This window comes from Candidatus Zixiibacteriota bacterium, from assembly GCA_019038695.1.
GTDB lineage: Bacteria > Zixibacteria > MSB-5A5 > GN15 > FEB-12 > B120-G9.
In genome coordinates this window covers 1-11892 of sequence record JAHOYZ010000039.1, presented here as the reverse complement: position 1 = coordinate 11892, position 11892 = coordinate 1, and the positions used below count along the sequence as shown (strand labels likewise).

Genomic DNA, 11892 nt, shown 5'->3' with positions numbered 1-11892 from the left:
CGGAACACACAAGACATGAATAAGAAGATTCTCAAAGTTGGATTAGTGGCGGCCATGTTTACTTTGGTGGGACTCTCCTGTGGTGGTGAAGACGAAGCAGACCAGGTGGCCTCAGAGAAAGTAGTGGCAGTGATGACGCAAGTCGTCGAGATATCGGATCAGGAAATGGTTCGGACCTACACAGGTTCTCTGGAAGGTCAGAAGCAAGCTGTCATTTATTGCAAGATATCAGAGGCGGTTGAGAAAGTCCGTGTTCGCGAAGGTGATCATGTGAAGGCTGAACAGGTCATTGTGTCGTTGAATAAATCAGGTCCAAGCTCAAGCTACCAGCAGGCGAAATCTCTCTATCTGAATGCTGAGAAACAGAACAATAGAATGGCCTATCTGTTCGATGAAGGTGCCGTAAGCGAGGCCGCCGCCGACGGGGCGCGCACGGAATACGAAGTTGCCAGGGCGGCTTTCGATGCTGCCGCCAGACTGGTTGATATACGTTCTCCCTTCGCCGGCACGGTCACTTCGGTCGATGTTGTCGATGGGAATTATCTTAGTGCTGGTCAGGTTGTGGCAACAGTAGCCAGTGTTGATCGGTTGCGTGTCAGGTTCCCCATCAATACTTCCGACATTCAACTGGTTTCGCTGGACGACGAAGTAAGAATTGCGGTTGATGCCCTCGGTCTTGTCGCGACAGGTACGGTCACGGCCGTGGCCAGATCCGCCGACCCCGCCACGCGCTCCTATGAAGTCGAGGCGACCCTGGATAATTCCGACGGACTCTTCACCCCGGGAATGTTTGTGCGAGTCAGCTTGATTGTCGAGCAGTTGGAAGGAGTATTGGTTATTCCTCGCAACGCCGTACTGAACCTCGGCGGAAGAGATGTGGTTTATATAGTCAATGAGGATACCGCCGAACGACGAGTTGTAGAACTTGGACCCGAGGTGAACGGCTCGGTGGTGATAGTATCGGGGCTTAATCCCGGTGATATCCTTGTGACTTTGGGACAGGATTACCTGGAAGATGGCGTCAAGGTCAACATCACTGGTACAGCAACAGGTGAATAATGAAGCTCTCTGAAATATCAGTCAAACGTCCAGTCTTCGCGACCATGATGATCAGCGCCCTGGTGGTGCTGGGATTGTTTTCTTACTACCAACTTTCGGTTGATCTCTTTCCGGATGTCGATTTCCCGATTACTGTCGTGCAGACGATATATCCGGGTGCGGCGGCAGAGACGGTCGAGACGGAAGTATCCAAGAAGATCGAAGATGTCATCAACCAAATATCCGGTGTCCGGCATATTACTTCCCGATCTCAGGAGGGCTTCTCGCTGATTGTTATCGAGTTCGAGATGTACAAGGGGGGCTTTGAATCGACCCAGGAGGTTCGTGAGAAAGTAGCGGGTGTGCGAGCCGAGTTGCCGGATGAAGTGGAAGAGCCACTCATCCAGAACTGGGACCCTGATGCTCAGCCGATCTTGTCGTTGGCGGTATCGGGAGAACGCCCAGCCCGTGAAGTCACCGAACTGGCAAAAAATGTTATCAAGAAACGTCTGGAGACTATCCAGGGCGTCGGCAACATTGAACTTTCAGGAGGCCAGGAGCGCGAAATCCTGGTGGCACTTGACCCGGACAGGATGGAATCGTACGGTATCAGCGTTCTTGATATAACCGGGGCTATTACGGCCGCCAACCTTGAGATACCCGGCGGACGAATTGACGAATCGGCCCGGGAGTATACGGTGCGAATGGCTGGTCGTCTGGTGCGAGTACGCGACTTCGACAATGTCATCGTCAAGAACAAGAACGGCATACCTGTTTATCTCAAGAATGTGGCCACCGTCTCCGACACCATAGCCGAACAGAGGTCATACTCAAGCTATGATATGAATCCGGCCGTGTCGTTGATTGTTACCAAGCAGTCCGGTGCCAATACTGTGGATATGGCGCGCTTAGTCAGAGCCGCAATAGTCCAATTGGAGGAGGAACTCCCTTCCGATATTACCATCGAGATTGTTCAGGACAATGCTACATTTATCGAGGATTCCGTTCACGAAATCCTGTTCAATATCCGGTTTGGAACAATTTTAGCAGTGCTCGTAATATTCATGTTTCTGCTGGACTATCGCCCGACGATTATTGCAGGTTTGTCTATCCCGATTTCGCTGGTGGCTACATTCACGATAATGAATTCGCTTGGTTTTACGATTAACATGATGACATTGATGGGATTGTCGTTATCAGTCGGAATACTCATCGATGACGCTATCGTCGTCATGGAGAATATCTACCGACACATCGACATGGGAAAATCGCCGGTTGCGGCCGCCATCGACGGAACCAAGGAAATAGGACTGGCTGTCTCGGCAACGACGTTTGCTATCATGGTAGTGTTTCTGCCGGTAGCCTATATGGAAGGTATGGTCGGACAGTTCTTCTTCGAGTTTGGCATCTCGGTAGCCTTTGCGGTATTGATTTCACTTTTTGTGGCTTTTTCCTTAACGCCCATGCTCTCCTCGCGGTGGCTGCACAAGGCGACAGCTGTTGCTGCAAGAACTTCGTCAGGCGGAATACTACTACGTATGTGGTATAGAGTGCGCAACGTACTCTCTTTATGGAACAAGTTCTTCGACCGTCTCAAACCCAGGTACAAAGGTCTATTGGCAGCTTCTTTGCGTAGACGGTGGCTTGTCATCCTGGGCGCCCTGGGGTCGGTTGCACTGGCAGCGTATATGACCAAGTATGTGGGCGCAGAGTTTATGACCGCCTCGGATCAGAATCAACTGATTGTGTCAGTGGTTACACCTCCGGGAACGAATCTGGAGGAGTCGACCGCTCGTTTCAGGACGGCCGAGAACCGCATTCGAGAACTGAAGGAAGTAGCCCACACATATGTCACCATTGGCGTTGGAAATGCTCCTGTCACCGACGGATCGATGTTTGTCAAACTCATAGATCGCAGTGAACGAGAACTGACAGCTCGACAACTCGTGGATTCGGTGCGCATACTCCTGTCCGATATTGCCGGGGCGCGTATCGCTGTGGCAGATCAACAGGGGGAAGGCGGAGGTGAGAAACCGGTTGAGTTGTCTATCAGGGGCAGTGATCTGGATGAGTTGGCACGGCTGGCCCACAAGGTGCAGGCGATAATGCGAGAAACTTCCGGAACAGCTGACATCGATAATACGATGGAAGAAGGAAAACCGGAAATTCTGGTGGATGTTGATCGCCGGTTGGCCGATGATCTGGGACTGGATCTTTATGCAATACCGGCTACCGTGCGAACGTTGGTCGAAGGGGAGGTTGTCTCAACTTTCAAGGATGGGACCGAGGAATACGATGTTCGCGTCAGGCTCGAAGAGAAATTCCGGTCTTCCATGAATGACATAGGACGAATACTCGTCCTGAGCGATAAGGAATTGGCGGGTGGCGAGAAGCCGTTGATTCCGTTGGATCGTGTGGCCGAGTTGGAGAAAGGTTCTTCTATAGGTCAGTACAATCGTTTTGATCGCCAGCGCGAAATCAGGGTTAATTCCAACGTGGCCAGTTGGGCTTTTGCAGGTACTATAACGCAACAGATAATGGATAAAGTAAGCCTGATGAAGCTATCGCCTGGTTATGTTATTGAACCTGTGGGCGAAGCGGAGATGATGGAGGAATCGTTTACCAACATTCTTTTGGCGCTGATGCTGGCTGTCATTTTCATCTACCTGCTCCTGGCATCTCAGTATGAATCGTTCTTTGATCCGTTCTCAATCATGATTTCGTTGCCTCTTTCGCTGGTAGGAGCAATTCTGGGACTGGTCGGATCATCGTTCTCCATCATGTCCATGATCGGCATCGTGTTGCTGATGGGATTGGTAACGAAGAATGCCATCCTGCTTATCGATTTTGTGAAACAAGAACGTGCCAAAGGTGTTTCAAGAACTGATGCCATACTTAGTGCCGGACCGATCAGATTGCGACCAATTCTGATGACTACTTTGGCCACGGTTTTTGGAATGCTGCCATTGGCACTCGGTATTGGGCCCGGTGCTGAGTTCCGGGCACCAATGGCAAAAGCTGTAATCGGTGGAATGCTATCGTCAACGCTGTTGACTCTGGTGGTCGTGCCGGTAGTGTATACTCTGGTTGATGATTTTGTCGGATTGTTCCGGCGCAAGAAGAAGGATGGTTCATTGGTGGAAAATGAGGGAACGGCTATAAGTGGTTGAGCTTGTTAACCCCAATTCATCGCTTGGATATTCCCGGCTCTATCTCGATCAGGTTAGTGGGAACTCTGAAGCTCTGCATTTCTATGCCGGTCAGAGCCTGGAAGAAGTGGCTGACTCCCTGGATGGCATCAACTATCCAAGGGACGCGGTAGCAGACTTACTCGAAACTCAGAATCGTTCCTATGGTTGCAGTCAGGCTACTTTTGACAACATAGACAAGCTACGTGATTCGGGAACGCTATGCGTTTTTTCCGGTCAGCAAGCGGGGCTTTTTGGTGGGCCGATGCTGGTTATCTTCAAAGCTTTGGCAATAGTCAAGGCCTGCCGCAAATACGCTAAGACATTGAATCGGCCGGTGGTTCCGATGTTTTGGATTGCCGCCGACGATCATGATTTTGCCGAGGTCAACCACACGTTTATTCTCGACCACGGCAGTGAAGTATGTCGGGTTTCCTACGACGGAGTGCGTGATTTGGAACTGCCGATGGGCGAAACATCGCTGAGTGATGTCGATGCGCTCGATCGAGCCAGGCAACAGTTGCGAGAAGAACTTGGGGATTCCGATTTCACGGACGATCTGTATAGTCTGATTGATCGTTGTTATACTACTGAGGACACCTTTGTCTCGGCGTTTGCGAAGCTGATGACTGCTCTGGTTGGAGAGTACGGGTTGGTCCTGTTCTCGCCATCCGATCCTAAGGCCAAGCAATTGGCTGTTCCGTTGTTTGAACAGATACTCCACAAACAGGACGAGCTTCACGGACAGCTGAACGCAGCCAACCGGGAGATCGTTGACAGTGGCTATCATCTTCAAGTAGAGAAGAAACCAGAGGCGGTTCATCTTTTCCTCAATCGTGAGGGTCGCAGGCCGATCCTTCGGGATGGTGACATGTTTGTTGCGGGTGAGGAACGATTTATACTTGACGAATTGTTGCAGTTAATCCGATCCGAACCGGAGAGATTCTCGCCTGATGTGATGACCAAGCCGGTGTTCCAGTCGTATTTATTCCCGGTCCTGTCTCAGAAAGGTGGTCCGGCCGAGATTGCGTATCTGGCACAGATGAATCGTCTTTTCCCGCTATTTGATAGAGTCGCTCCTTATTACAGGGCGAGAGCTACGGCCACCATCGTTGAGAAAAGATTTCAGAAGATTATGACTGCTCACGACATATCTCTTGAGGACCTTGCGGGCGACGTTGAACAAGTTGTCAACCGTGTTCTGGGGGTTTCATTTCCCTCTGATCTGGAGCAGAAATCTCAGACGATGAAGACTGATGTCGATGAGACTGTCGGCAGCTTCGTTGATATGGCCTTGAAGTTTGAGCCGTCACTTGAGACCTACAGCAACCAGGTGCGGGGAAAAATTGACCATTTGCTTCGGCAGATGGAAGGGAAATTGTTCGCTGCTCACAAGCGACGAAGTGCACAGGTGCGGGATAGTATCTACCGCTTATGGAGAGTGCTGTACCCACATCGAGCCTTGCAGGAACGAACGCTCAACATGAGCTATTTCCTGTCGCGGTATGGTCGTGGAATCATTCCATTTCTGTTCGAGCAGCTCGACAGCGAGGAAACTTCGCACCAACTCATACACTTGTCCGATCTGAAGGAGGCACCATGAACGTTGGCATTACCTGTTATCCCTCGACCGGTGGTTCGGGAGTTGTTGCGACGGAATTGGGGCTCCATCTAGCCCGGGGCGGACATCAGGTACATTTTATTTCATATGCGATTCCCTTTCGTCTGGACAAGTACGAAGCGAATATAAGCTATCATGGTGTTGAGACCACTGCCTATCCGCTGTTCAAGTTTCCGCCGTACACGATCACACTCGCGGCCAAGATGGCCGAGGTGGCACGCAACTCCAAGCTCGACATTCTGCACATGCATTACGCAATTCCGCATGCTACGTGTGCTTATCTGGCTCAGCGTTTACTGTCCGACAACGGTGAAGTGCCACCGAAGATCATAACAACTCTGCACGGCACAGATATAACACTGGTGGGGCAGGATCCATCGTTCTATGACATGACACGCTTTTCGATCAATGCCTCAGATGGTCTGACTGCTGTCTCGCAGTATCTGGCCGACGAAACAAAGGAGGTCTTCAAGCTCGACAAAGACATCCGGGTGATTCATAACTTTTTCGATCCCGAACGTTTCCGTTCATCTGAATGTAGATGCGCTCGGGCGGATTTTGCCACTCCCGACGAGTTCATTATCGTGCACATATCGAACTTCCGTCCTGTAAAGCGAACCCTGGACGTGATCGATATTTTTGAGAGAATCTCTGCCCAGGTGCCGGCTCGATTGCTGATGATCGGCGACGGACCTGATATCGTTTTGACACGACGACAGGTGAAGAAAAAAGGACTCGTCGACCGAGTTCGGTTCCTTGGAAGCCAGGATCGTATCGAGGCTGTTTTGCCATGTGCCGATCTGTTTCTGATTCCCTCCGAGGAGGAGTCGTTTGGATTGGCGGCCATGGAAGCACTGGCGTGCGGCGTTCCAGTGATCGGCTCTTCGGGTACAGGGCTGACCGAAGTGGTTGACGACTATAAGAACGGCTTCCTGCTGCCTGTGGGAGACACCGGTTCCATGTCGCGGGCGGCTGTATCGCTACTAAAGGACACCGAGAGGTTACAGCAGTTCCGGAAAGCTGCGGCCAAAATGGCTTTGGAAAAATTCGCTGGTGAGAAAATTGTGGCAGAATATGAGCAGTACTACGAGGAAGTTCTCAATGGCTGACCGGATTCATCTTGACGTACTGGCGATTGCCGCCCATCCCGACGATGTCGAGATTACTTGTGGTGGGCTTATGATCAAGATGGCCTCACTCGGTCGCACTACCGGTGTACTCGATTTGACTGAAGGGGAGATGAGTACCCTGGGTACGACTGAAAGCCGTCAAACTGAGGCGGCCGCGGCCGCTGAGATTCTGGGTCTATCCTGGCGGGCCAATTTAGGTTTACCCGATGCCGCAGTGGAGTCCACTTCGGCCAACAAACTCAAGCTGGCGCAGGTCATACGTGACACCAGACCGGAGATGGTCGTTCTACCCCATTGGGAACAGCGTCATCCTGATCATCTGGCTTGCTGTAGGCTGGGTTACGATGCTTGCTACCTGGCTGGACTCAAAAAGGCTGACCTCAGCGGTGAAGCTTTCCGTCCTCGCAAAATCATCTATGCCTCATACTTCCGCAACTCTGACTACTCATTCCTGGTGGATATATCTGACGAAATGGACAAGAAATGTGAGGCTGTCGCTGCCTATAAGTCCCAGTTTGGTGGCGCCGTGACAGCTAAGCAGATTTTCCAGCCGGGCGTGGATATTTTTGATCTCATGCGTACCCGTGCGGGAGCGTTGGGGCAGGTTGTTGATGTGAAATACGCCGAGGCTTATACGGTCAAGGAGAAGATATTATTAGACGACCCTTTTCTTATGCCGGTGCAGTCAATCTAACAACCACCGGTTGCTCTTGATTACTATGGGTATGAATAAACAAAATACACTCGCGATCGGTAAGGAGTCATCTCTCGGTGATATCGGTGCGGGCTTGAGAGCAACAGTTGTCGGATCGGTCGTCAACGTCGTCCTGGTTGTGTTCAAGCTATGGGCAGGAATCCTCAGCGGCAGTCAGGCTCTGATCGCTGACGGGATACACTCGCTGTCCGATCTGTTCAGTGATTTCGTTGTTATCCTGGGGTTGAAGTGGGGCCGTCGGCATGAGGATGCGGACCATCCTTACGGACACGCCCGTATTGAGACTATATCAAGTATGATTGTCGGTATGCTGTTGGTCGGTGTGGCGGTTGGGATCGCCTACAGCGGCTTGCAGTCAATCTACCATCATGAACCATCCAGCCCAAGCCTCTTTGCTGTCATAGCGGCCGCGACAAGTATTATTCTCAAAGAAGGGTTGTACTGGTACACAATAATAATCGGCCGTCGCCTTCGTAGCCTCGCTCTTATCGGCAACGCCTGGCATCACCGTTCTGATGCGCTTACTTCGGTAGCTGTTTTGTTTGGAGTGGGTGCCACTTTTGTGAATCCCGACTGGTCTCTGGCCGATTCCTATGCTGCCCTGGTTGTGACATTTTTCGTAGCCAAGATAGGCCTGCAGTTGGTCTGGTCGGCTTTTAAGGAACTATCGGATACGGCTCCCGACCGGGAAGTATTGATCCAATTGACAGAATGCGCCGAGCAGATCGATGGGATACAGCAGGTTCATGACATGCGTGCCCGGTTAAGCGGGTCGCAGATATTCGTCGAATTGCATATCGTTGTCGATCCTGATCTGACTGTTCGCGCCGGGCATGCTATTGCTCACAATGTCAAGAAGCGGTTATTGGAAGAGTTTTCCGATGTCACCCGCGTTATTATCCACACTGATCCGGAATTGAAGACAGACATCTAAACCGGGGCGATTCAAATTCAAAGCTGCTGGAACGCCACCTGAAGCAGTAGTAGAGCTAACTTACATTTTAGCAGATTCTTCCCCGCAGTCCGAAGGATAAAGACTTACTTAGAAAGCGGAAGGGGTGGGAATCGAACCCACCGGGGACAATATGATTGCCCCCCGCACGGCTTTGAAGGCCGGGACCGCCACCAGACGGCATCCGCTTCCGGTGTGATTATAATACAAATGGGTTCAGGATGCAATTGTCGAGGATATGAACCTATGTTATCGGAGGAGAACAAAATCGGGGTGAGAGGATTTGAACCTCCGACATCCTGCTTCCTACAGGGCAAAACTAAACAGACATCTCAAGAAACTACAACGCCAGAACGCCGAAATTGGTGGTATCTCCAATGAAAGAAGATGAAGATCTATAGGAAGATGTAGAATTGTTCTCCTTATTTCACATCCTGATCAGCGCTCTCACCATTTTGTTTCTTGAAGGGCATCCGAGTGCCGAATAATATTAAGAGCATTGTACTTCCCGCCCCACCAACGAGAATGTTTTGAATCTCCTCGTACGCGCCAGTTCCCTTTAAAGCATGCGAGCAACTTAATATAACCAATCCCCAGATGCACGCGTTGACAATAATCATCACTCCTGTTCTAATCGCTTCTGTTATCATTATTATCGTTCCTTCTGTTTCTTGGGGTCCTTCCGAGTACCAAATAATAATAAGAACAATGTAGCTCCCGCTCCACCAGAGAGAATGGTCTGAATCAACGGGTACGCGTCCGTTCCCTTTAAAGCCCACGCGCAACTTAATATAACCAATCCCCAGATGCACGCGTTGATAATAATCAGCGGTCCTCTTTTCATCATTTTCGTTCTTTCCTTTTCTTGTTAAATAGTAAATTCAGCTATAGTCTCGTGTGTATCCAACAGTTCTTAACAATGAAAAATACTCAGAAAGAAACCCCTTCCGCGAGTGTGACCGCCCAGCGGTCGAAGATATCCCGTACCGGTTTCCGGGGGATTCCATCTACCTCGTATTCATCGATGAGTATCACAACATGAAGCCGCCGCTTGTTCTGCTGATCGTCCATCAGTACAACCATCGTCCGTGCGTGGGAGACAAAATCGGGGTCGGGTTGCGCCGGAGCTTTGCGCACCACGTCACCAAAAAGTTTGAATACTTTCCGGCCATTTATAATCACAGTCTCCACGTCGTCGTACTTGAATGACTCTACTAGATCCATTGTGCTGGCACACTTGATCGCCACTCGGTAGTGTTCTATTGCACTACCCATGGTTTGGGTGTCGTCAGCCGATTTTTCAGGTAGCGTTACCCATTTGAAGAAGATGTCTGTTGTCATATCCTGAAGGTGCGCCAGTAGCGAACCAATATCCTTGTTGCGCATACCACGATACTCAGGGTGGGGGACACCGTAAGGATTCTCAAAAACAAACCAGTGCAATGGGTGATCGAAACGAATGCCGAAACGACGGCTATCGAACCGCACGACATGGTCCGGCAACTCTTTAGTTTTTGCTCCCGGATGGCAGGCGAGAGTATGATATGTAGTAGCGAACTCGGCTTCTAGTTCGGCCCGTGGTGTGTGGTACCGAACATTGTAATTCATGTCGGTGATAAACTGGCGACCACTCTCGGGGCAGTTCCAGATCAAAAAGAACGCACGATAGAAATCGCGTTGGGGCATCACCTCGGCGAAATATGCCGGGTGCCCGGCTACAATTGTATCGTTCACCGAAAGAACCTTCAGACCTTCGCCAGGCCAGATTTTTGGAATTCTCTCTCTGACATAGTCTTCGGTAATTTCGGGTACTTCGATCGGCCCCCAGTGCAGGAAGTAATAAATCACTTTTGTCGTGTTTACTAACAATGTACCGGTGTCAGCAGAACCGGTGAAATTGGAATCACTCCAGGTGTATCCAAGGTCAGGCAAGTTAATAGTGAGGTTCGCTCTGTTTGCAAGTAACGACTCCAGGTCTGTGTCGGTTCGGACTTCGGGAGGCTGGGCTACCACGCTGGATGCTGTCATCAGGGCAAATAGGATTAGAAGATTGATTGCTGTGATTGAACGCTTAATCATCTGATTCCTTTTCACTGGAGTGTTGGTCAAATGAGGGAGGGGTGGTTCGATAGCGTTTGATGAGAGTCTCCAAGCCGGACGGGCGGAATGTCAGTAATGATATGTTTTTCAATTTCTCCTCGGCTTCGGCTGACAGGTTAGCTTGTCCCGACTCGAGATTTGTGTACAGAATCTCAGAGGCCACGTGATTGTGATGCAGGCAGGACAAGTAAGTACTATTGCTCCATACGGTCTCATGCACACCCTTCATGTCTTTTGTGAGTAACCCGAGCAGGTGTTCTTCAGCGTCGACTACAATACTGATCTGCTGACCGGGCCAGGTATCCAAAGCCGGATCGTACCCGGTCAGTTGCTGAGTAATCACGTCCGGGATCTGCACCTCGCTGTAAACTCTGCAGATGATGCGTACGCCCCTGGTTGCGGTTTCTCTGAGGGAATCTGCAAGCAGGCTGAAAGGACCGGGAGACAGGTCACAAAGAACAATCCCCTTGGCTCGATCCAGCATGGCTATGCTTTGACTGATCACCTGATCCACGGTCTTGAGATGATATATCCCGTCATCCTGCGGGGAGCTCGAAAGAGTTTTCAGCGCACGGTCAGCTTCCTGACGGTGTTGTTTGAAGCACTGTTCGAGTTTGTCGAGTAGTTCCACCGGTGGCACCGCCCGGCAAAGTCTTCTTTCTCCCACCTCGACGATGATTGCCCCTTTGTCCTCAAGGGAAGCTATCGCTTTGTATGTGTTGGGAGGCTGCTTACCGACGGCGTGGCTGATCCGATAGCCGGTCGCCGGGGAGTTTTCTACAAGGAAACCGTAGATGAGAGCCTCGATCTCTGTGAAACCGAGAGCCTGTAATGGCAGAGTATAGTCTTTGCTTGTCATATTGGTAGTATATGCTACCAATATTATTTGTCAACACTATTTTGTTTATGAGCCTATCTACAAATTCAATTTGTATTGGAATATCGGGACAAAAATCCGATCCAGCTTCGTACAGGGGATCTGTCTACGAAGACAAACTTACCCATACAGGATTGTCTTCATCTTATTATGTGTCTTCCAGTAATTCGGACGAAGTATATCGAAATTAATGACACCTATAGGGAAGTAAGATAAATCGGGGTGAGAGGATTTGAACCTCCGACATCCTGCTCCCAAAGCAGGCGCGCTG

At 50.4% G+C, this 11892-nt stretch carries 8 protein-coding genes and 1 tRNA gene; 6 read left to right on the top strand and 3 right to left on the bottom strand.

The annotated features are described in order from the left end of the window. Positions 1-15: 15 nt before the first annotated feature. Genes KOO62_11765 through KOO62_11740 form a run of 6 tightly spaced genes read left to right on the top strand, consistent with a single transcriptional unit; the run spans position 16 to position 8626 of the window. Positions 16-1059 (top strand): efflux RND transporter periplasmic adaptor subunit, encoded by a 1044-nt coding sequence (locus KOO62_11765; protein ID MBU8934664.1) that lies wholly within the window; start codon positions 16-18, stop codon positions 1057-1059. Continuing rightward, positions 1059-4208 (top strand): efflux RND transporter permease subunit, encoded by a 3150-nt coding sequence (locus KOO62_11760; GenBank protein ID MBU8934663.1) that lies wholly within the window; start codon positions 1059-1061, stop codon positions 4206-4208. The genes KOO62_11765 and KOO62_11760 overlap by 1 nt, the downstream gene beginning before the upstream one ends. Beyond that, a complete protein-coding gene (gene bshC, locus KOO62_11755; protein ID MBU8934662.1) occupies positions 4201-5829 on the top strand; it encodes a bacillithiol biosynthesis cysteine-adding enzyme BshC in 1629 nt (542 codons plus the stop codon). The genes KOO62_11760 and bshC overlap by 8 nt, the downstream gene beginning before the upstream one ends. Further along, positions 5826-6956: an N-acetyl-alpha-D-glucosaminyl L-malate synthase BshA gene (gene bshA / locus KOO62_11750; protein ID MBU8934661.1), complete on the top strand. Its 1131-nt coding sequence runs from the start codon at positions 5826-5828 to the stop codon at positions 6954-6956. The genes bshC and bshA overlap by 4 nt, the downstream gene beginning before the upstream one ends. Next, the gene (bshB1, locus tag KOO62_11745) at positions 6949-7671 is read left to right on the top strand and encodes a bacillithiol biosynthesis deacetylase BshB1 (GenBank protein MBU8934660.1); all 723 of its coding nucleotides are present in this window, start codon (positions 6949-6951) and stop codon (positions 7669-7671) included. Before bshA ends, bshB1 begins: the two co-directional genes overlap by 8 nt. 31 nt (positions 7672-7702) lie before the next feature. After that, entirely contained in the window at positions 7703-8626 is a 924-nt protein-coding gene (locus KOO62_11740) for a cation diffusion facilitator family transporter (protein ID MBU8934659.1), read from the top strand. Positions 8627-8741: 115 nt separating this feature from the next. Here the strand turns inward: KOO62_11740 and KOO62_11735 are convergent. From KOO62_11735 to KOO62_11725, 3 genes are all read right to left on the bottom strand, one after another. Further along, positions 8742-8836, bottom strand: a tRNA-Sec gene (locus KOO62_11735). A 738-nt stretch (positions 8837-9574) separates the two neighbouring features. Next, a complete protein-coding gene (locus tag KOO62_11730) occupies positions 9575-10723 on the bottom strand; it encodes a hypothetical protein (protein MBU8934658.1) in 1149 nt (382 codons plus the stop codon). Continuing rightward, positions 10716-11603 carry a TrmB family transcriptional regulator gene (locus KOO62_11725; protein ID MBU8934657.1) on the bottom strand — a complete coding sequence of 296 codons (888 nt, stop codon included), beginning with the start codon at positions 11601-11603 and terminating at the stop codon, positions 10716-10718. Before KOO62_11725 ends, KOO62_11730 begins: the two co-directional genes overlap by 8 nt. Positions 11604-11892: the final 289 nt, after the last annotated feature.

What these genes read in the sequence shown, in the direction of transcription:
- bshA (MBU8934661.1), top strand. Translation starts at nt 5,826, where the DNA reads ATGAACGTTGGCATTACCTGTTATCCCTCGACCGGTGGTTCGGGAGTT.
- KOO62_11725 (MBU8934657.1), bottom strand. Translation starts at nt 11,603, where the DNA reads ATGACAAGCAAAGACTATACTCTGCCATTACAGGCTCTCGGTTTCACA.
- KOO62_11740 (MBU8934659.1), top strand. Translation starts at nt 7,703, where the DNA reads ATGAATAAACAAAATACACTCGCGATCGGTAAGGAGTCATCTCTCGGT.
- KOO62_11760 (MBU8934663.1), top strand. Translation starts at nt 1,059, where the DNA reads ATGAAGCTCTCTGAAATATCAGTCAAACGTCCAGTCTTCGCGACCATG.
- KOO62_11765 (MBU8934664.1), top strand. Translation starts at nt 16, where the DNA reads ATGAATAAGAAGATTCTCAAAGTTGGATTAGTGGCGGCCATGTTTACT.
- bshB1 (MBU8934660.1), top strand. Translation starts at nt 6,949, where the DNA reads ATGGCTGACCGGATTCATCTTGACGTACTGGCGATTGCCGCCCATCCC.
- KOO62_11730 (MBU8934658.1), bottom strand. Translation starts at nt 10,723, where the DNA reads ATGATTAAGCGTTCAATCACAGCAATCAATCTTCTAATCCTATTTGCC.